The following is an 18,967-nucleotide window of genomic DNA, read 5'->3' as shown; positions in this document are numbered from 1 at the left end:
TTCTGTTTGAATGAAGTGGAGTTGGGCAGCTGTCCAGAGAGTCTAGAAAATTCCTTCATGAAGGTATCTTTGTTGAACAGTTCCTGTCGGTTCTGTTGAGGGAGGCAGTCGATGGTGAAGCAGGCACGGTCCCGGCACACGCACGAACAGATCCTGGACGCGGCCGCCGCCGAGTTCGCCCGGTACGGGTACCCGGTCGCCAACCTGCAACGGGTGGCGGACCGGATCGGGCTGACCAAGGGGGCGCTGTACGGACACTTCGGCTCCAAGGAGCAGCTCGCCGAGGCACTGGTGGGCCGGCTCGACGAGCTGCTGGAGCCGCCGGGGCCGCCGGGTGCCCCGCCGATAGCCGAACTCCGGTCGCTCACCTGTGCGTTGGCCGAGCGGATCGAGGCGGACGTGCGGACCAACGCGGCGCTCCGGTTGGTGGTCGACGAGGCGCAGGCCGCGTCCGAGGAGCCGAAGTTCCTGGTGGAGGTGCACAAGCGCGCGCTCGACCTGCTGAGTCGGGAGGGACTGGACGCGACGTGCCCGCCCGGCCCGGTGGCGGATCTGGCGGTCGCCGTGCTGGTCGGCGCCTACTACACCGCTCCGGCCGCCGACCGGCGCGGACTGGCCGATCGGGTGAGGGGGATGTGGGACGTGTTGACGCCGTCAGTGGATCGTCGACCGTGACCGCTGCGACCAGCCGATGGTCGCGGTCGTGATCACGGTGCTGCCCTGGACGGCGTCGATCCGGAAGCGGCGGGCCCGGTCCTCGTGTGGAGCGCGGTCGGGGAGCGGGCCGCCGGCCCGCCCGTCGTCCCGGACGACGAGGTGGATGGGCTGGTCCAGCTCGCCGAAGGCCAGGCAGTCGGCGGCCAGCGAGGTCAGCACGGCCGGGCGCCCGCCGGCCCGGTGCACCAGCAGGTGGCCGAGCTGGCGGAACCCCTCCAGCACGGCCATCAACGGCACGTGGTCGCCCGGGTGGTCGAACAGGATCGCGTGGTTGAGGTCGAGCTCCAGTCGCCACTCGCCGTTGCGTTCGCCGCGGGCGAGGACGCTGTCCTTGGAGCGCAGCCGCCCGACCGCGCCGGCCGGCAGCCGGTTGACGGTGCGCCGGGTCGGCTCCTCGAAGGAGTGTGCGCGGACCGCCCGGCCGGCGCGTCCACGCAGCAACGAGTACCGCTTGGAGTCCACGGCGACCACCCGCAGACTGCCCCGCCCGCACGGGCGGCCGTCCACGGTCAGCACCACCTGGAGCCGCATCCCGAACCGCTTGGGCGGCCGGTTGGCCTCCCAGCTCCACTGGGCCTGCAGCACCACCGGCACCGGGGCGGCGCCGACCCGCAGGTACTCGGGGTCGGTGATCTCGAAGTCCATGTCGCACCCGACGAAGTGGTGCGACAGCGGGACGGCGTAGTAGCGGTGCGCGAGGTAGACCAGCGACTGCCGGATCGTCTCGGCGAACAGCAGCGGGTCGCTCGTGCCGGCCGGGTCCGGGTGGTACAGGGCGTGGTCGCGCGGCCACTGCGCGGCGACCAGGAACCGGTCGGGGCCGACCCGCAGCGCGTCGGTGAGGAAGACCTCGGCGACCGCGGCGCGGTGCACCAGGTGGCGCGGTATCGGCTGCTGGAAGCTGAGCCCGGGGACGGTCACCGGCACCTCGGCGAGGTCCGCGAGCAATTCTTCGATCGGGTTGGAGTCGGTGGACGGAACCACCGCGTGGCCAAGCATGTTCTTTCCCCCAAAGAGACCGCTCAGACGATGAGATCCAGCGCGCGTCCGCCGTGGCGGGCGCGCGGTGACGCCGAATATACCTTCGGGAAGGTATATTTCATAGGGCAGTAGAGTGCAGCCGCCCTACCGTCGCCACGCGGGTAGCAGCAGTCGGAAGACAGGAACAGAGGAAGTCATGACGAGTGGAAGCGGCCGACCGGCCACCCCGCGGTCACGCGGACGCACCGACCTCAAGCAGGAGCGCGCGGTGCGCACCCGCGGCCAGGTCCTGGACGCGGCGGCCAGCGCGTTCGCGAGGAAGGGCTTCCCCGCCGTCACCATCCTCGACGTCGCCGAACTCATGGGTATGACGAAGGGTGCGGTCTACTTCCACTACCCCAACAAGGAGGCGCTCGCCCTCGCGGTGGCCGACGAGTTCTACCGCCGTCTGGGCGCCACCGGCGACACCGTGCGGGAGCTGGCGCTCTCCCCGCTGGAGGCGGTCTCCGAGCTCCTCACCCGTACCGCCGTCGCCTTCCGCGACGACCCGATGATCCAGGCGGGCGCCCGGCTGCAGATCGAACGCTCCCTCATCGAGGCCGACCTGCCCACCCCCTACGTCGGCTACACCAACCTGGTCGAGTCCTGGCTGACCCAGGCCCGCGACGAGGGGCAGCTCGCCCTCGACACCGACGCCGAGGTGATGGCCCGGGTCCTCATCTCCGCCTTCTTCGGCGCCCAGCACATCTCCTGGGTGCTCAGCGAGCGCGCGGACATCGCGGAGCGGGTGCGGGAGATCCTGGACGTGGTGATCCAGGTCCGCCGGGTCGGGTAGCGCCCGGGGCCGGTCGTGCTGCCGGGGCCCGCGGTAATTCGAGTGCCGTGGGCCGGCGCTCTCCCTAGCATGTCACGCACTTGACGGAGTGACTGGCGCGTGAGCGCCGGAGGGGGAGCGCCCGGTGGCCGAGGTAATCGCGGTGATGAGCCTTGTCGAAGACGCGGTGTCGGCCGCCATGGCCCGCGTCCTGTCGCCTGAGCTGTCCGAGCGGGACCCGCTGGTCCGAGCCTCCGAGCACGCCGACTTCCAGTCGAACGTCGCGATGTCGTTGGCGAAGCAGGTCGGCGTACCGCCACGGGAGTTGGCACAGGTGTTGGAGCGGGAGCTGGTCGGCGGACCGGTCGGCGCGAGCCTGTCGGGGCCGGGGTTCCTCAACCTGACGGTGGCCGACGAGCGGCTCTGGGGGCAGGTCGAGGCCCGGCTGGCGGATCACCGGCTCGGCGTCGGCACGCCGATGTCCGCTTCGCGCACGGTCGTTGACTACTCGGCGCTGAGCATCGCCAAGGAGATGCACGTCGGGCACCTGCGGACCACGGTGATCGGTGACGCGCTGGTCCGGGTGCTGGACTTCCTGGGGGCGGAGGTGGTCCGGCAGAACCATCTCGGCGACTGGGGAACCCAGTTCGGCATGCTGATCCAGTACCTCGACGAGCACCCGGAGGCCGGCTGGCGGGCCGGCCCGGCGGGTGCGGAGGTGTCGGCCGCCGAGGCCTCGAAGTGGATCTCCGTCCTCGACGAGCTGTACCGGGCCGCGCGGCGGGAGTTCGAGCGGGACGCCGGGTTCGCCGAGCGGGCCCGGCTGCGGGTGGTGGCGCTGCAGTCCGGTGACGAGGCCACGCTGGCCCGCTGGCGGGAGCTGGTCGCGGTGTCCGTCCAGGCGTTCCAGCGGATCTACCACCGGCTCGGGGTGCTGCTGACCGAGCAGGACGCGGCCGGCGAGTCGACGTACAACCCGTTCCTCGACGAGGTGGTCGAGGAGCTGGTCGAGGCCGGCATCGCGGTGGAGAGCGACGGCGCGCTGTGCGTCTTCTTCGACGACGTGACCGGTCCGGACGGTGCGCCGGTGCCGCTGATCGTCCGGAAGAAGGACGGCGGCTACGGCTATCCCGCCACCGACCTGGCCGCGCTCCGGCACCGGATCCGGCGGCTCGGCGCGGACCGGATCCTCTACGTCGTCGACGCCCGGCAGACGCTGCACTTCAAGATGGTCTTCGCGACCGCCCGGCGGGCCGGCTGGCTGACCGACCGGGTCGAGGCCGTCCACGTGCCCTTCGGCACGGTGCTGGGCCCCGGCGGCACGCCCTTCAAGACGCGCTCCGGGGAGACCGTCCGGCTGGCCGGGCTGCTGGACGCGGCGGTCGACGGCGTCCGCGAGGTGATGGCCGACAAGCCGCACGACCTGACCGGCGAGGCGCTGGAGGCGGTGATCCAGGCCGCCGGGATCGGCGCGGTGAAGTACGCCGAACTGTCGACCTCACGGGTGAAGAACTACGTCTTCGACGTCGCGCAGATGGTGTCGCTGCACGGCGACACCGGCGTCTACCTGCAGTACGCGCACGCCCGGCTGCGGACCATCCTCTCCAGGGCCCCGCGGGAGGCCCTGGAGAGCGCGATCGACCCCTCGGTGCCGCCGCACCCCGCCGAGCGGGCGCTGATCCTGCTGCTCGACGGCTTCGACGCCACCGTCCGCGAGGTCGCCCGGGAGCTGGAGCCGCACCGGCTGTGCGGATACCTCTTCGCCCTGGCGAAGGCGCTCACCGACTTCTACGGCAGCTGCCCGGTGCTGAAGGCGGAGACGCCGGCCCACCGGGCGAACCGGCTCGCGCTCTGCCGGCTCACCGCCGAGACGCTGGCCCGGGGCCTGGACCTGCTCGGGATCCGGGCACCGGAACGGATGTAGTCATCTGGGCCGGTCCGGGCCGGGGGCGGGTGGTACGGGGGAGGCCCCGGAACCCCACCGGGACTGCCGTGGACTGCTCCTGACGCAATATTCGGTGCCGAGCAGTTGTTCGGTGATCAGGACAGCGTCCGATGGACAGGAAGCGGAGACAGACCATGACGACCACCTCCGAGAGCACGGGCCGGAAGTTCCTCTTCCTGCTGGCGAGCACCCGCGCCGACGGCAACACCGAGGCGCTCGCGAGGCGGGCTGCGGCCGCGCTGCCCGCCGGAGTCGAGCAGCGCTGGCTGCGGCTGAGCGATCTGCCGCTGCCGACCTTCGAGGACATCCGGCACGCCGAGCGGAGCAGCTACCCCGAGCCGACCGGTAACGCCAAGGTGCTGCTCGACGCGACGCTCGACGCGACCGACCTGGTGATCGCCTCGCCGCTGTACTGGTACAACCTGTCGGCCAGCGCCAAGCTCTACCTGGACCACTGGGCCGGCTGGCTGCGGGTCCCCGGCCTGGACTTCAAGGCCCGGATGGCCGGCCGGACCATCTGGGCCGTCACCGCGCTGGCCAGCGAGAACCCGGCGGCGGCCGACCCGCTGGTCGGCGCGGTGCGCTACTCCGGCGAGTACCTGGGCATGGCCTGGGGCGGCGCGCTGCTCGGCCACGCCAACTCGCCCGGGCAGATCCTGGACGACGAGGCCGCCCTGCGGAGCGCGGACGACTTCTTCGTCCCGGCCGCGGTTCGCTGAGGCCGGGCGGGGCCGCTCGGGCGGCGCACCTGCCCACCCGCCCACGCGCACGGCGGTGCGATCCCTGCCCAATTTCTGCGCGGATTCTGCCGCGACGCGAACCACCGGCTGACAAGTAGTACTCCATGACAGTACGAGTCAGCTGGAACGAGGTTGCCGGTGAGGACCACCGCCCGTACCACCATCCTGCTCCTGTCCGGTGTCGCCCTGGCCCTGGCCCTGGTGCCGTCCGGGGTGACCGGGGACCGGTCGGTGAGCGCCTCGGCGCCGGCCGGCGGGCCACCGGCGCCGTCAACCGGCGGCGCGGGCACGCCCGGGCCGGCCTCCGCGTCGCAGCCGCCCTGGGACGGGAAGACCAGGGTGATCGGCGACGGCTCCACCTCCTACACCGGCCCGCAGCCCAACCAGCGGGCGGTGGCGAAGCTGAAGCCGGGGGAGAAGCCGCCGCAGTTCGTGGTGGTCTCCTGGGACGGCGCGCTGGAGGGCGACGACCACATGTTCTCCCACTTCCGCCAGGTGGCCAAGGAGAACAACGCCCAGATGACCTTCTTCCTGAGCGGCATCTACCTGCTGCCGAACTCCAAGCGGGCGCTCTACCACCCGCCGCAGCACGGGGTCGGCGACTCCGCCATCGACTTCCCCACCAACGCCCACATCAAGGACACCCTGGCCCAGTTGAGTCAGGCCTGGGAGGACGGCGACGAGATCGGCACCCACTTCAACGGCCACTTCTGCGGCCAGGGCGGTGGTGGCGACTGGAGCACCGCGGAGTGGGAGAGCGAGACCCAGCAGGCCTACTCCTTCGTCGAGAACTGGAAGACCAACACCGGCTACACCAACCTTCCGCCGCTGCCGTTCGACTACCAGCAGGAGCTGGTCGGCGGCCGGGCGCCCTGCCTGGAGGGGCAGAAGACGCTGATCCCGGCCGAGAAGGCGATGGGGTGGCGGTACGACGCCAGCTCGCCCGGCGACTTCCAGCTCTGGCCGAACAAGATCGACGGGGTGTGGAACTTCCCGCTGCAGGAGATCCCGTACCAGGGGCAGAACTTCCAGGTGCTGTCGATGGACTACAACTTCCTGGCCAACCAGTCCGGCGGCGACAACGTCCAGGGCGACCCGAGCAAGTACGCGGGCTGGCTGAAGACCACCACGGACACCTACCTCAACGGGTTCGAGCGGGTCTACAACGGCAGCCGGGCGCCCTACTTCATCGGCAACCACTTCGAGGACTGGAACGGCGGCATCTACATGCAGGCGGTCGAGAACGTGGTGAAGACCGTCTGCGGCAAACCCGACGTGCGCTGTGTCTCGTTCAAGGAGATGGCCGACTGGCTGGACGCCCAGGACCCCAAGGTGATCGCCCAGTTGCGCAACCTGGACCCGGGGCAGGCCCCGGACTGGTCGACCGTCATCAAGTGAGCGGGGGCGGCTGACCCGGATCGGCTGGGGGGCGTGTCGCCCGCCGTCGCCCGCCCGCCGTCGCCCGTCCGCTGCCCGCCGTCACCCGCCGGCGGGCACGGCCTTCATGTAGCCGTTCCAGACGTCGATCGGGTAGCCCGTGGCCGCCGTCGTCCTCGTCGGGTCGGGCCCGTCCAGCGGCTGCGGGGCCAGTGTGCTGAGGTCCATCCGGAACACCACCACCGCGGTGCTCAACTGTCCGCTGTAGCCGATGAACCAGCCGGCCTTGTCGTCGGTCGTGGTGCCGGTCTTGCCGGCCACCGTCCGGCCGGGCAGCTGGGCGGCCCGGGCGGTCCCGTGCTGCACCGCATCCTGCAGCGCCGCGTCCACCTGGCCGGCCACCTGCGGGCTCAACGCCTGGATCGGGCTGGTCCGTTGCAGCGGTACCGGCCGGCCGTCGCGGGTGACCGAGGAGATCGAGTACGGCTCCTGGTGCACCCCGCCGTCCGCGAACGCGCCGTAGGCGTCGGCCATCCGGATCGCGCTCGGCGTGGAGTTGCCCACCGAGAAGGCCGGTACCTGCGGCCCCAGGCTGTCCGAGAGCAGCCCCAGATCGGTCGCGGTCCGTTGCACCCCGCCCAGCCCGACGTCCAGACCCAGCTGCTCCAGCGGCGAGTTGACCGACTGCTCGATCGCGGTCCGCAGCGGGATGCTGCCGTAGGAGCGGCCGCCGTCGTTGGCCGCCTTGACGATCCGTCCGTCGCGGTCGAAGTAGGGACCCTCGGCGGTCTGCATGGCGAGCTGGTCGTCCCCGTCGTACAGGGTGTCCGGGGTGACCGGACGGCGGACGCCGTCCGGTCCGTGCTGCGCGCCCTGGCCCAGCCCGGCCGCGTAGACGATCGGGGCGAACGCCGAACCCACTTGTATGCTGCCGGAGTTGGCGTTGTCGTACCCCTGTTTGAGGTAGTCCGGGCCGCCGTAGAGGGCGAGGATCCGACCGTCCGTCGCCACCGAGGCGGCGCCCACCCGTAGCTGGTCGGAGCCCGGCTGCCGGGTCGCCGCGTCCTGCACGGCGGCGGTCAGCGCGGTCTCCTTCGGCTTCTCGAAGGTGGTGTGGATCTGGTAGCCGCCGAGGTCGAAGGCGGTGTCCGAGATGTCGCTGTGCGCGGCCAGGTAGGTGCGCGCGGTGTCCACCAGGTAGCCGGTCTGGCCCTGCAGGCTGGCCGGCTCGGGCGTCGCCCGCGGCTCGGGGAAGGTGGTGTACTGGGCCCGCTCGGCGGGCGTGAGCTTGCCGATCTTGACCATCCGGTCCAGGATCCACTGCCAACGGGTCACCGCCCGAGCGTGGTTGGCCGGGCTGATCGACGGGTCGTAGAGGCCGGCGCCCTTGAGCAGCGAGGCCAGGAAGGCGCCCTGGCTGGGGTTCAGCTGCGACGCGTCCACGCCGTAGTACGCCTGGGCGGCCCGCTCGATGCCGTACGCGCCGCGCCCGTACCAGCTGGTGTTGAGGTAGTCGTCCAGGATGTCGGACTTGCTCTTCGCGCGGTCCAGCTTGACGGCGATCAGGATCTCGGTGAACTTCCGCGTCAGCGTCTGCTTCTGCGTCAGGTAGGCGTTCTTCACGTACTGCTGGGTGATGGTCGAACCGCCCTCGGTCTGGCCACCGGTGGCCATGGTCCAGACGGCCCGGGCGATGCCGCGCGGCGAGACCCCGGCGTCGGTGTAGAAGGTCTCGTTCTCGGCGGCCAGCGTCGCCCACTGCACCCCGTCCGGCACCTGGGAGAGCGGCACCTCCTGCCGGTTGACCAGGCCGGTGCGGGCCATCTCGGTGCCGTCCGCCCAGAAGTAGACGTTGTTCTGCTGGGTGGCGAAGGCGTTCAGGTCGGTGGGGATCCGGGTGTTCGCGTAGGCGTAGCCGACCAGACCGGTCAGCCCGCCGAGGCCGAGCAGGGTCAGCAGCAGGAGCTGCCGCCAGGACGGCAGCCAGCGTCGGAGACCCCGCCGGCCGCGCCGCGGGTAGTCCAGGCGCGGCCGACGCGGCGCGGGCGGGCGCCGCGACCCCGTGCGCCGGACCGCTCCGCCCCGTACCTCGGCCGTGTGCCGCTCATGGCGATCGCTGCCAGACATCTGCTCCCCGAGTGCTCGGTCCGATCCACCGATCAGCTGTCCGTCAGGTCGTCGGTCAGTTCGATCAGCTGCTCATCTCCTTCAGACGCGTCGAGTGGCCCCGGAGGTCGCGCCAGGTGGCCGACGAGCCGGTCCCGGGCCGGTCCCGGCCGGGTCGCCACGCCGGCACCGCGCCGTCGCCCCGGCCCGCCCGGCCTCACCCGGCGTCCGCCGGGTGGCCCATGGCGGTGCCGGCCCCCGTATCGATCGAGGGCGGTGCTCGTTGGCAGGTTGACGGCGGTTGACGGCGGTACGGGGCGATCACGGGGAGCCGAGCGATGGAGCGAGACCGGCATGGCGCCGAGCGACGACCGGGCTTCCCGGCTGCGGTGACCGGGCTGGGCCTGGTGACCGCGGCCGGGATCGGGGTGGCCGCGAACTGGGCCCGGGTCCTGGCGGGCGTGCCCACCGCCGCCCGGATCTCCGAACTTGCCGGCCTGCCCTGCGACTTCGGCTGTACCGTGCCGGGCTTCGACGCCGAGGCGCTGCTCGGCGCGGACGCCGCGTGGAGCACCGACCGGTTCGTCCAGCTCGCGCTGGTGGCCGTCCGGCAGGCGCTGGCCGACGCCGGCTGGGACCCGGCCTGCTGGGACGGCACCCGGGTCGGCGTGGTGTTCGGCAACTCCCACGGCGGCAAGCCGCTGTACGAGCGGCAGGTGCGCCGGCTGGCCGAGCGCGGCCCGTCGCTGGTCTCGCCGATGCTGGTGCCGATGACGATGGTCAACATGGTCGCGGGCAGCGTCGCCATCGACTGCCGGGCCGGCGGACCCAGCATGGTGACGGCCACCGCCTGCGCCTCCGGTTGCAACGCGGTCGGCACCGCGCGCGAGTGGCTGCGCACCGGCCGCTGCGACGTGGTGGTGGCCGGCGGGGCGGAGTCGGCGATGTCGCCCGCGCTGGTGGCGAGCATGTGCCGGATGCGGGCGCTGTCCGAGCGCCGGGACGACCCGGCGGGCGCCTGCCGGCCGTTCCACCCCGACCGCGACGGCATGGTCGGCGGCGAGGGCGCCGGCGTGCTGGTGCTGGAACGCGAGGACGACGCCCGGGCCCGCGGTGCCCGGGTCCGCGCCACCATCACCGGCTACGGCGCCGCCACCGACGCCTACCGCACCACCGCCCCGCACCCGGACGGCGCCGGCGCCGAACGGGCGCTGCGCGCGGCGCTGGCCGACGCCGGGCTGCGGCCCACCGACATCGACCACGTCAACACCCACGGCACCGGGACGCGGCTGAGCGACGCGGTGGAATCCGCGATGCTGCACCGGGTGCTGGGCCCCGGGCCGGCGGCCACCTCGACCAAGCCGGTCACCGGGCACACCCTGGGCGCCGCCGGGGCGATCGAGGCCGCGTTCACCGTGCTGGCGGCCGAGCACGGGCGGATCCCGCCGACCGCCAACCTGGACCGCCCGGACCCGGCCATCGCCCTCGACGTGGTCACCGGCCGGGCCCGCCGGACCGCCGTGCGGCACGCCGTGAAGACCTCGCTGGGCTTCGGCGGCCACAACGCCGCGTTGATCGTCTCCGCCTGCTGACGACTCCGGCCCGTCCGCCAGTCCGTCCGCCCGCGTGCCGGGCCGTCGCGGCGCGCGCCGCCGTGCCCCGCACCCGTATGCCACCCACCCCCGAGGACCAGTCATGAACGACACGCACCATCAGACCTACCGGCTGATCACCGGCCAGCTCGCCCGGCACTTCCGGATCGCCCCCGGCCGGCTGAGCCCGCAGACCACCTTCGAGAGCCTGCGGATCGACTCGCTGGCGCTGGCCGAGCTGGAGACCGCGCTGGAGGACGAGCTGGACCGCCCGGTGCGGGCCCCCGACGGCGCGTTGCGGGCGTCGCTCACCCTGGCCGAGGCGACCGCGGTGCTGCACGAGGTCCTCAACCCGCCGGCCGCCGGCCGGTGACCGTCCGCGCCGCCGTCCGTCTCGTCCGGGCGGCCACCCGCGATGCCGTGCGCCGGGCCGAGCCGGTCGCGGTGACCGGGCTCGGACTGCTCACCCCGGCGGGCGTCGGCGCCACGGCCAACTGGGCGCGGCTGCTGGCCGGCACCTCCACCGCGGCCGCCGACCCGCTGCTGGCCGGCCTGCCGGTCGGCTTCTCCTGCGCGGTCCCGGGCTTCGAGGGGGACGCGGCCGGTCCCGACGGTCCGGCCGATTCCGATGGTCCCGCCGATGCCCACGGTCCAGCCGGTCTCGCCGGTCTCGCCGGTCCAGCCGGTCCCGACGGTTTCGACGCCGAGCGCGTGCTCGGCTTCCGCACCGCGCGCCGCACCGACCGCTTCATCCACCTCGCGGTGGCCGCCGCCCGGCAGGCCGTCGCCGACGCCGCGCTCGACCCCGCGGACTGGGACGCCACCCGGGTCGGCGTGGTGCTCGGCGTCGCCGCGAGCAGTCAGCAGCACCTGGACGAGGCCTTCCGGCGGATCCTGGACGGCCGGCACGGCGCGGTCAGCCCGACCATGTTCCCGCGCTCGCTGCCCAACATGGCCGCCGCCGAGATCAGCCTGGACCTGGGCGCCCTCGGCCCGGTCCACACCGTGGCCGCGGCCTGCGCCTCCGGCACCGACGCGCTCGGCCTGGCCCGCCACCTGCTGACCGCCGGCGACTGCGACCTGGTGCTGGCCGGCGGCGCCTGCGCCGCGCGCGACCCGGCCACCGTCGACGGTTTCCACCGGATGCGGGTGCTCTCCACCCGCCACCACGACCCGGCCGGCGCCTCCCGCCCGTTCGACGCCGACCGGGACGGCTTCGTGCTGGGCGAGGGCGCGGCCGTGCTCGTCCTGGAGCGGGCCGGACACGCCCGGGCCCGGCGCGCCCCGGTCCGGGCGCACCTGGCCGGCTACGCCGCCGCCGCCGACGGCCACCACCCCACCACCCCGCACCCGGACGGCGACGGCCTGCTCCGGGCCACCCGCGCCGCGCTCGCCGGGGCGGGCCTGCGGCCGGCCGACATCGGGCTGATCCACGCGCACGGCACCGGCACCCCGCTGGGTGACCTCGCCGAGGCCCGCGCGATCCGCCGCGCCTACCGGGACGCCCCGCCGGTCACCGCGGGCAAGAGCGTCATCGGCCACACCCTCGGCGCGGCCGGCGCGATCCAGGCCGCGCACGCCGTGCTGGCCCTCCAGCACCGGACGGCCCCGCCCACCGCCAACCTCGACCGGCTCGACCCCGCCATCGACCTCGACCTGGTCCACCGGGCCCCGCGCCCGCTGCCCTGTCGCGCGGTCGCCTGCCACGCCAGCGGCTTCGGTGGCCAGAACGCGGTCCTGCTGCTCACGCGATAGCGCCGCGGGCCGCTCAGACCGCCGCCGGCCAGCCCGTCAGCAGGTACGCCCCGTACCAGCCGCCCGCCAGTACCACCGCCCCGGTGAGCGGCCAGGCGACCCACGGCCGGACCCGGCCCAGCGCGACGGCCGCCGGCAGCAGGAAGATCAGCGCCGGCACCAGCAGCCGCGGCTTGCACGAGTAGGAGCCGCTCTGGCCCAGCGCGATCGCCGTCACCAGCAGCCCGTACAGCGCCAGTGGCGGCCACGGCCGGGCCGGCAGCGCCAGCAGGCAGCCGCCGACCGCCGCCAGCACCAGCAGCGCGATGCTCAACTCCACCCAGCCGGTGCCGCCGGAGAGCCGGTCGCCGACGAAGTCCCAGGTCTGGGCGCCCCAGTCGAGCGCGGCGCCCCAGCCGGACCGCTGGATCCGGAACCAGCCGTCCGGCGAGCCGGTCCGCCGGCCCACCCAGAGCAGGTAGCCCGGCGTCGCGGCGCAGCCCGCCAGCGCCGCCGCCACCGGACGCCACCGCCACCGCCGCTCCCCGCGCAGCGCGAGCACCGCCGCCAGCACCAGCGCCGCCCCGACGGCGAGCCCGGCGCACCGGGTCAGCCCGGCCAGCACCCCGCAGACCCCGGCCGCCGCCCAGCACCCCCGGTACGCCGCCAGCAGCGCGCCGGCCGCGCAGGCCAGGAAGACCGCCTCGCTGCCGCCCATCCCGAGCACCACCGCCATCGGCTGAGCGGCCGTCAGCGCCACCATGAACAGCCCGGTCCGCCGGTCGTGGAGCCGGCCGAAGAGCCGGTGGACGAGGACCGCCGCGACGCCCGCGGCCAGCCGGGAGACCAGCAGCGCGGCGTCCGCGAAGTCCAGCCCGGTGAGCAGGTGCGCGGCGCGGACGGCGGCCGGGAACACCGGGAAGAGCGCCAGCCGGCTCCCCGGGCCGGCCAGGCCCGGCGCGTCGTGCGGGAGCCCGGCCGGGTACCCGTGCTCGGCGACCGCCAGGTACAGCCGGCCGTCCCAGCCGAGCAGCAGCCGCCCGAGCGGCGGTGAGCCGGCGTCGCGCAGCACGGCGATCAGGCCCAGCTGCAGCAGGCAGACCGCGCCGAACAGCAGTACGGGTGGGCCGAACTCGCCGGCCCACCGCCGCAGTACCACGATCGCGCCGGGCAGTACGGAGTGCGGGCGGAGTGCGAAGGAGGCCATGGACGCGACGGTACGGGCGCCCGGCCGGCCGCCGGTCCGCACGACACCGACCGCTGGGCCGAAAGAGCAGCTGATCATCTGTTCGACATCGGGTCCTGGTGCCGTGGTCCCGTCGAAAGGCGGACAGCCGTCCGCCGCCCGGCGCGGGTGCGGCGGACGCGCCGGGGACCGCGTCGATGATGACGGCATGCTGGTACCGCCGCCGCACCCCGCGCGCCTCCGCCGAACTCCCCTCCTCGCCCGGGCCGTCGACAGCGGCTGGGCGGCCGCGCTGGCCGTCACCGCGCTCGCCGGGCTGTTGCGCTTCTGGCGGCTGGGCCATCCCCGCGCGGTGCTCTTCGACGAGACGTACTACGCCAAGGACGCCTGGTCGCTGCTCACCTACGGCTACGAGGGCAGCTGGCCGGACGACGCGGACGCCCGCCTGCTGGACCGCCCGCCGCACCTGGGCCTCACCGCCGCGCCGGAGTTCGTCGCGCACCCGCCGGTCGGCAAGTGGCTGATCGCGCTCGGCGAGGCGGCGTTCGGGCCGACCCCGCTGGGCTGGCGGTTCGTACCGGCGCTGCTCGGCACCCTGTCGGTGTTGCTGCTCTGCCGGATCGGACGTCGGCTGCTCGGCTCGACCGCGCTGGGCTGCCTGGCCGGCCTGCTGCTCTGCCTGGACGGGCTGCACTTCGTCCTGAGCCGCACGGCGCTGCTCGACATCGCCCTGATGTTCTGGGTGTTGGCGGCGTTCGGCTGCCTGCTGCTGGACCGGGACGCGCTACGAGCCCGACTGGCGGCGGGGGTTGACGGCGGACCGCGCTGGTGGCGGCTGGCCGCCGGGACCTGCCTGGGCCTGGCCTGCGGGACCAAGTGGAGCGCCGGCTACTCGCTCGTCGCGTTCCTGCTGCTCACCCTGGCCTGGGAGGTCGGTGCTCAACAGCCCTGCGGCAGCGGGCTGTCGGCCATCCGGCGAGCCGCTCCCGGCGCGCTCGCCGCCCTGCTGCCGGCCGCCGCGCTGACCTATCTGGCCTCCTGGAGCGGCTGGTTGGCCACCTCGGGTGGCTGGGACCGGGACTGGGCGGCCCGGCAGGGCCGGGTCGGGCCGCCGCTCGGCTGGATCCCGGCCGCACTGCGCGGTCTCTTCCACTACCACCAGGAGATCTGGGAGTTCAGCGTCCAGCTCACCACCCCGCACCGCTACCAGTCGGAGCCGGCGGACTGGCTGCTGCTCACCCGCCCGGTGTCGTACTTCTACCGGCTCACCGGGCAGGGCGTCGGCGGCTGCCGGGCCGACCAGTGCACCCGCGAGGTGCTCGCGCTGGGCACCCCGCTGCTCTGGTGGGTCGGGCTGGTGGCGCTCGGTTGCCTGGCCCACCGGGTGCTGTGGCGCCGGGACGGGCGGGCGGCGGCGGTGCTCTGTGCGGTGGCGGCGGGGTACCTGCCCTGGTTCCTGTACCGGGGGCGGACGGTCTTCTCGTTCTACTCGGTGGCCTTCGCGCCGTTCCTCTGCCTGGCGGTGGCGATGCTGGTCCAGGCGCCGGCCGGACCGGGCGGCCGGCGGTGGGTCCGGCCGGTGGTCGCGGTGCTGCTGCTGGCCGGCGTGGCCGCCAACTTCGTCTGGTTCCTGCCGCTCTACACCGGCCGGCCGCTGCCGACGGTGGCCTGGCAGCACCGGATCTGGTTCGACAGCTGGGACTGACCCCTCAGCCCAGCGCCGGCACGGCCTGCGGCGGCGTCGGCCCGGCGTACCGGGCGGCCGGCCGGATGATCTTGCTGTCCCCGGCCTGCTCCAGGATGTTGGCGCACCACCCGACGATCCGGGCCGCCCCGAAGGTCGGCGTGAACATCTTCCGGGGCACCCCGCACTGGTCCATCACCACTCCGGCGTAGTACTCGACGTTGGTGAACAGCTCGCGCCCGGGCTTGAGTTCGGCCAGCGTGTCGAGGACCTGCCGCTCGACCTGGACGGCGAGGTCGGCGCAGCCGCCGCCCAGCCGCTCGGCGACCCCGCGCAGCATCCGCGAGCGCGGGTCCTCGGTGCGGTAGACGGGGTGGCCGAAGCCCATGATCCGTTCGCCGCGCAGCACCCGCTCGCGGATCCACGGCTCGGCGCGCTCGGGGGTGCCGATCGCGTCCAGGGTGTCCAGCGCCCGGCTGGGCGCGCCGCCGTGCAGCGGGCCGGAGAGCGCGCCGAGCGCCCCGCTGACGCAGGCCGCGAGGTCGGCGCCGGTGGAGGCGATCACCCGGGCGGTGAAGGTGGAGGCGTTGAAGCCGTGGTCGATGGTGGAGATCAGGTACTGCTCGATCGCCCGGGCGTGCTCGGGGGCGGGCTCCCGGCCGGTCAGCATGTGGAGGTAGTTGGCGGCGTAGCCCAGGTCGTCGCGCGGGTCCACCGGGTCGAGGCCGCGGCCCACCCGGTACAGCGCGGCGATCAGGGTCGGCGCGAGGGCGCTGACGTACAGCGCGTCGGCCCGTCGGCCGGCCGGGTCGGTGTCGTAGAGCGGACGGATTCCGCGCAGTGCGGCAGCCACCGGCAACAGTGCCCGCAGCCCGGCCAGCGGACCGTCCGCCGCCGTGTCGCGGGCCACCGGGGCGAGCAACGGCCGCAGCGCGTCGGGGAGCCGGCGCAGCGGCACGGTCTCCGCGCCGAACGCGGCGCGCTCGGCGGCGTCAGCGGGCAGCGCGCCGTCCAGCATCAGCCGCCAGACGTCCTCGAAGCCGCGGCGCTCGGCCAACTCGATCGCCGAGTACTGGCGGTAGTGGTAGAAGCCCTCGCGGCCGCGGACGTCGCCGATCCGGGTCTCGGTGACGACCACGCCGCTGAGGCCGCGCGGCACGTCGACGGTGGTGATCTCACGGCGTGCGGGCGCGGGCGCGGGTGCAGGGGTGGCGGGGCTCGTCGCGGCAGAACTCGTTGCGTCGGAAGAAGTACTCATACTTGCGAATGTCGTCCACATGCTCAATGCTTGTCAACATTGATCCAGTCAACATGTATCGACGGAGGCGACGACATGCCGAGGCACCCCGAGAGCGGCGAGCCCATGCTGAACACCCGGCAGGCGGCGGCCCGGCTCGGCGTCAAGCCGGAGACGCTCTACGCCTACGTCAGCCGCGGCCTGATCGGCCGGGTCAAGGCGCCGGACGGCAAGGGCAGCCTCTTCCCGGAGGCCGAGGTGGAGGCGCTGGCCGTCCGCGGCACCCGCGGCTCGACCACCCGCCCGGCCCCCGCCGATCCGATCCGCACCGGCCTCACCCTGATCGAGGGCGACCGCCTCAGCTACCGCGGCCGGGACGTCGCGGCGCTGGCCGGCGCGGTCGGCTTCGAGGTCGTCGCCGAGTGGCTCTGGCGTGCCAAGGCGGTGCCGGACGCCCACTTCGACGCCCCGCCCGCCGCCCTCGCGGCCGCCCGCACGGCCGCCGCCGCGCTGCCCGAGCGGGCCCGGCTGGTCGACCGGTTCCAGGCCGCGGTGACCGCCGCCGCCGTCGCCGACCCGCTGCGCTTCGACATCCGCCCCGCCGCCGTGATCGCCACCGCCCGGACCGTGATCGCCACCATGGTCGGCGCCGCCCCCCGCCCCAGCGGCGGCGAGGACCGCCCGCAGGCGTCCGTCGCCGAGCGGCTCTGGCCCCGGCTCACCGACCGCCCGCCGACCGCCGCCGGTCTGCGCGCGCTGGACGCCGCCCTGGTGCTGCTCGCCGACCACGACGTGGCCGCCTCCACCTTCGCCGCCCGGATCGCCGCCTCGACCCGGGCCCATCCGTACGCCGTGGTGACCGCCGGCCTCGCGGTGATGGACGGCCCGCTGCACGGCGGCGTCGGCGCGGCGGTGCACCGGCTGGTCGCGGACGCGGTGGCTGGTGGCGACCCGCTCGGCGTGCTGGCCGAGCGCCTGCGCGGCGAGGCCGGCGAGGGCGGCGTGCCGGGCTTCGGCCACCGGCTCTACCGGACGCACGACCCGCGTGCCGAGGCGCTGCTGCGGCTGCTCACGCCGCTGCCCGACCCCGGCGGGGTGAAGCCGGCCGTCGACGCGCTGGCCGCCGCCGCGCGCGAGCGGCTGGGCAGCTTCCCCAACGTGGACCTCGCGCTGGCCGCGCTGGCCCACCTCACCGGGATGCCGGCGGACGCGGCCGAGGCGGTCTTCGCGGTGGCCCGGACGGCGGGCTGGCTGGCGCACGCGCTGGAGGAGTACCAGGCGCCGGCCCACCGCTTCCGCCCGCAGGGCCTCTACCTGGGACCGGCCCGGGGAGCGGAGTGACCTCCGCCGCCCGGTAGCGTGCCGGCATGACCGACCTGGCAGTGCGCGAGCTACGGATCCTGGTCGCCGCCACCGACCTCGGCCCCGACCGCCCGACCCGCCGGGTCGGCTACGTCACCACCCCCGAACCGGCCCGTACCCTCCCGGTCCGGGCCCTGATCCGGGAACTGCGTGCCGCGGCGCTCAGCTGAGCGGTTCGACCGCCGGCGCGTGCCGGAACGCGTCGCGCGGGTCCCAACGCGTCCTCACCTCCCGCAGGCGCGGGTAGTCGTCCTGGTAGGAGAGCGGGTGCCAGGGCACACCGGAGGTGTTCCGGGCGGGGTCGGCCAGGTCGGCGTCCGGGCGGCCGCCACCGCACCGGCCGCGGCGAGCGGGCCGCGCCGACCGGGCAGCCGACGATCCGGTCTCCCCAAGACAACTCCCCCGTGGCCCAGGGCACTTGGGCCCATCATGGCCGATCGGTCGGCTGGTCACCAGCAGCCGACCGCGGTTACCGCGCCCACTCCGGTGTCCACGTCCCCGCCTCCTCGCGGTCGGACCGCGCGGAGTCGAGGTACTCGCGGAGCGTGGCGAGCGCGGGGTGCGGGTTGTCGCGGTGCCACACCAGTGAGTGCGGGTAGACCGGTGTCGGCTCCCGCAGGGCGATGCGCCGCAGGCCGTGGTCGGCGGGCCAGACGAGACGGGTCTGCTCGCCGACGAAGGTCGCCAGTGACCGGGAGTCGGCGATGGTGTCCAGCAGGGGCTCGGTGCCGAAGTCGGGTCCGGTGATCTCGATGGTGAGCCCGAAGGCGGCGGCGAGGTCGTCGTAGTAGGCGGCCCACTCGGTTCCGGGAACGATGCCGGGCATCCAGATCCGGTGCCCGGCGAGTTCGGCGGGTGTGACCGCGCGGGCGCCGGCGAGCTCGTGGGCCGGTCCGGTGAGCAGCTGGAGGGGCTCGTCGAAGGCCCGGGCGACCCCGATGTCGTCGGGCAGCCGCCGGCCGGGCATGGTGACGGCGCGGAAGGACGCGTCGATCGCGCCGGACCGGATGGCGTCGACGGCCGCGTCGGCGTCGAAGAGGGTCACGACGTCGAGCTCGGCCTCGGGGTGCGCGCGGTGGAAGCCGCGCAGCCGGGCCGCCGGGGCGAGCCGCCGGCCGATCACGTCGACGCGCAGCGCGCGGTGGCCGGGACGGACCGAGGCGAGGGCCCGTTCCTCGGCCCGCAGGAGGTCGCGGGCGTGCGGCAGGAAGGCCTGTCCGTCGATGGTGAGCTGGACCCCGCGCGCGGTGCGGGTGAACAGTCGCACGCCGAGGATCCTCTCCAGCGTGGCGACGCGTTTGGAGACGGCCTGCTGGGTGACCGACAATTCGGCGGCGGCGTCTTGGAACCGCCCCGCGTCCGCGGCGGCGACGAAGGTGCGAACGGCGTCGAGATCCACGCCGGCCAGGGTATCTGCACAACGGATGGTTGTGCCTTCCTGTCGGATCGGTTGTTTGATCTCGCCATCTGCTACTCGCTTTGATGCCGATGG

The 18,967-nt window shown here is 74.1% G+C and carries 16 protein-coding genes and 1 pseudogene; 11 read left to right on the top strand and 6 right to left on the bottom strand.

Features of this window, described 5'->3' with window-relative positions:
- The first annotated feature begins 111 nt into the window (after positions 1–111).
- Complete coding sequence (locus ACIGXM_RS03970; protein WP_396556512.1) at positions 112–675, top strand: TetR family transcriptional regulator; 564 nt, start codon at positions 112–114, stop codon at positions 673–675.
- On the opposite strand, the gene ACIGXM_RS03965 is transcribed toward ACIGXM_RS03970, so the two are convergent.
- A complete protein-coding gene (locus tag ACIGXM_RS03965) occupies positions 655–1,716 on the bottom strand; it encodes a ScbA/BarX family gamma-butyrolactone biosynthesis protein (protein ID WP_396556510.1) in 1,062 nt (353 codons plus the stop codon). The two genes, ACIGXM_RS03970 and ACIGXM_RS03965, sit on opposite strands and share 21 nt — an antisense overlap.
- Positions 1,717–1,894: 178 nt before the next feature.
- On the opposite strand from ACIGXM_RS03965, the gene ACIGXM_RS03960 reads away from it, so the two are divergent.
- From ACIGXM_RS03960 to ACIGXM_RS03945, 4 genes are all read left to right on the top strand, one after another.
- Positions 1,895–2,533: a ScbR family autoregulator-binding transcription factor gene (locus tag ACIGXM_RS03960; RefSeq protein ID WP_396556508.1), complete on the top strand. Its 639-nt coding sequence runs from the start codon at positions 1,895–1,897 to the stop codon at positions 2,531–2,533.
- Between the two features lie 124 nt (positions 2,534–2,657).
- Positions 2,658–4,436, top strand: coding sequence for an arginine--tRNA ligase (gene argS / locus ACIGXM_RS03955; protein ID WP_396556506.1), 1,779 nt, complete (start codon positions 2,658–2,660; stop codon positions 4,434–4,436).
- 155 nt (positions 4,437–4,591) lie between these two features.
- Positions 4,592–5,176 carry a flavodoxin family protein gene (locus tag ACIGXM_RS03950; protein ID WP_396556504.1) on the top strand — a complete coding sequence of 195 codons (585 nt, stop codon included), beginning with the start codon at positions 4,592–4,594 and terminating at the stop codon, positions 5,174–5,176.
- Between the two features lie 159 nt (positions 5,177–5,335).
- Complete coding sequence (locus tag ACIGXM_RS03945; RefSeq protein ID WP_396556502.1) at positions 5,336–6,595, top strand: hypothetical protein; 1,260 nt, start codon at positions 5,336–5,338, stop codon at positions 6,593–6,595.
- A gap of 81 nt (positions 6,596–6,676) precedes the next feature.
- Here ACIGXM_RS03945 and ACIGXM_RS03940 read toward each other — a convergent pair whose 3' ends face one another.
- The gene (locus tag ACIGXM_RS03940) at positions 6,677–8,701 is read right to left on the bottom strand and encodes a transglycosylase domain-containing protein (protein ID WP_396556501.1); all 2,025 of its coding nucleotides are present in this window, start codon (positions 8,699–8,701) and stop codon (positions 6,677–6,679) included.
- A gap of 317 nt (positions 8,702–9,018) precedes the next feature.
- Between ACIGXM_RS03940 and ACIGXM_RS03935 the strand changes: the two genes are divergently transcribed.
- The 3 genes from ACIGXM_RS03935 (at position 9,019) to ACIGXM_RS03925 (ending at position 12,027) form a co-directional block, all read left to right on the top strand.
- Positions 9,019–10,272 (top strand): beta-ketoacyl-[acyl-carrier-protein] synthase family protein, encoded by a 1,254-nt coding sequence (locus ACIGXM_RS03935; RefSeq protein ID WP_396556499.1) that lies wholly within the window; start codon positions 9,019–9,021, stop codon positions 10,270–10,272.
- A gap of 103 nt (positions 10,273–10,375) precedes the next feature.
- Positions 10,376–10,645 (top strand): acyl carrier protein, encoded by a 270-nt coding sequence (locus ACIGXM_RS03930; RefSeq protein WP_396556497.1) that lies wholly within the window; start codon positions 10,376–10,378, stop codon positions 10,643–10,645.
- Between the two features lie 47 nt (positions 10,646–10,692).
- Positions 10,693–12,027: a beta-ketoacyl-[acyl-carrier-protein] synthase family protein gene (locus ACIGXM_RS03925; protein WP_396557370.1), complete on the top strand. Its 1,335-nt coding sequence runs from the start codon at positions 10,693–10,695 to the stop codon at positions 12,025–12,027.
- A gap of 13 nt (positions 12,028–12,040) precedes the next feature.
- Here the strand turns inward: ACIGXM_RS03925 and ACIGXM_RS03920 are convergent, their stop codons facing one another.
- Complete coding sequence (locus ACIGXM_RS03920; protein ID WP_396556495.1) at positions 12,041–13,213, bottom strand: hypothetical protein; 1,173 nt, start codon at positions 13,211–13,213, stop codon at positions 12,041–12,043.
- A gap of 187 nt (positions 13,214–13,400) precedes the next feature.
- On the opposite strand from ACIGXM_RS03920, the gene ACIGXM_RS03915 reads away from it, so the two are divergent.
- The gene (locus ACIGXM_RS03915; RefSeq protein ID WP_396556493.1) at positions 13,401–14,897 is read left to right on the top strand and encodes a dolichyl-phosphate-mannose--protein mannosyltransferase; all 1,497 of its coding nucleotides are present in this window, start codon (positions 13,401–13,403) and stop codon (positions 14,895–14,897) included.
- Between the two features lie 4 nt (positions 14,898–14,901).
- Here ACIGXM_RS03915 and ACIGXM_RS03910 read toward each other — a convergent pair whose 3' ends face one another.
- On the bottom strand, positions 14,902–16,134 hold the full coding sequence (locus tag ACIGXM_RS03910; protein ID WP_396556491.1) for a citrate synthase: 1,233 nt from the start codon (positions 16,132–16,134) through the stop codon (positions 14,902–14,904).
- 75 nt (positions 16,135–16,209) lie between these two features.
- Here ACIGXM_RS03910 and ACIGXM_RS03905 point away from each other — a divergent pair, with 75 nt between their 5' ends.
- On the top strand, positions 16,210–17,454 hold the full coding sequence (locus ACIGXM_RS03905; protein ID WP_396556489.1) for a citrate synthase: 1,245 nt from the start codon (positions 16,210–16,212) through the stop codon (positions 17,452–17,454).
- Positions 17,455–17,516: 62 nt separating this feature from the next.
- Positions 17,517–17,645 (top strand): annotated as a pseudogene (locus ACIGXM_RS03900) (LysR family transcriptional regulator); the annotation flags it as partial.
- Here the strand turns inward: ACIGXM_RS03900 and ACIGXM_RS03895 are convergent.
- Both ACIGXM_RS03895 and ACIGXM_RS03890 read right to left on the bottom strand, forming a co-directional pair.
- On the bottom strand, positions 17,638–17,928 hold the full coding sequence (locus tag ACIGXM_RS03895) for a BBE domain-containing protein (RefSeq protein WP_396556487.1): 291 nt from the start codon (positions 17,926–17,928) through the stop codon (positions 17,638–17,640). The pseudogene ACIGXM_RS03900 and the gene ACIGXM_RS03895 overlap by 8 nt on opposite strands.
- A gap of 16 nt (positions 17,929–17,944) precedes the next feature.
- On the bottom strand, positions 17,945–18,874 hold the full coding sequence (locus tag ACIGXM_RS03890) for a LysR family transcriptional regulator (protein WP_396556485.1): 930 nt from the start codon (positions 18,872–18,874) through the stop codon (positions 17,945–17,947).
- Positions 18,875–18,967: the final 93 nt, after the last annotated feature.

Origin of the sequence: Kitasatospora sp. NPDC052896, assembly GCF_044547075.1 — a bacterium.
Taxonomy (GTDB): Bacteria; Actinomycetota; Actinomycetes; order Streptomycetales; family Streptomycetaceae; genus Kitasatospora.
This window is presented reverse-complemented; position numbering and strand designations above follow the sequence as displayed.

Excerpts from the sequence above, each read along its gene's own strand:
- ACIGXM_RS03970 (WP_396556512.1), top strand. The coding sequence starts at position 112 with ATGGTGAAGCAGGCACGGTCCCGGCACACGCACGAACAGATCCTGGAC.
- ACIGXM_RS03965 (WP_396556510.1), bottom strand. The coding sequence starts at position 1,716 with ATGCTTGGCCACGCGGTGGTTCCGTCCACCGACTCCAACCCGATCGAA.
- ACIGXM_RS03960 (WP_396556508.1), top strand. The coding sequence starts at position 1,895 with ATGACGAGTGGAAGCGGCCGACCGGCCACCCCGCGGTCACGCGGACGC.
- ACIGXM_RS03950 (WP_396556504.1), top strand. The coding sequence starts at position 4,592 with ATGACGACCACCTCCGAGAGCACGGGCCGGAAGTTCCTCTTCCTGCTG.
- ACIGXM_RS03940 (WP_396556501.1), bottom strand. The coding sequence starts at position 8,701 with ATGTCTGGCAGCGATCGCCATGAGCGGCACACGGCCGAGGTACGGGGC.
- ACIGXM_RS03935 (WP_396556499.1), top strand. The coding sequence starts at position 9,019 with ATGGAGCGAGACCGGCATGGCGCCGAGCGACGACCGGGCTTCCCGGCT.
- ACIGXM_RS03930 (WP_396556497.1), top strand. The coding sequence starts at position 10,376 with ATGAACGACACGCACCATCAGACCTACCGGCTGATCACCGGCCAGCTC.
- ACIGXM_RS03920 (WP_396556495.1), bottom strand. The coding sequence starts at position 13,213 with ATGGCCTCCTTCGCACTCCGCCCGCACTCCGTACTGCCCGGCGCGATC.
- ACIGXM_RS03915 (WP_396556493.1), top strand. The coding sequence starts at position 13,401 with ATGCTGGTACCGCCGCCGCACCCCGCGCGCCTCCGCCGAACTCCCCTC.
- ACIGXM_RS03910 (WP_396556491.1), bottom strand. The coding sequence starts at position 16,134 with ATGAGTACTTCTTCCGACGCAACGAGTTCTGCCGCGACGAGCCCCGCC.
- ACIGXM_RS03905 (WP_396556489.1), top strand. The coding sequence starts at position 16,210 with ATGCCGAGGCACCCCGAGAGCGGCGAGCCCATGCTGAACACCCGGCAG.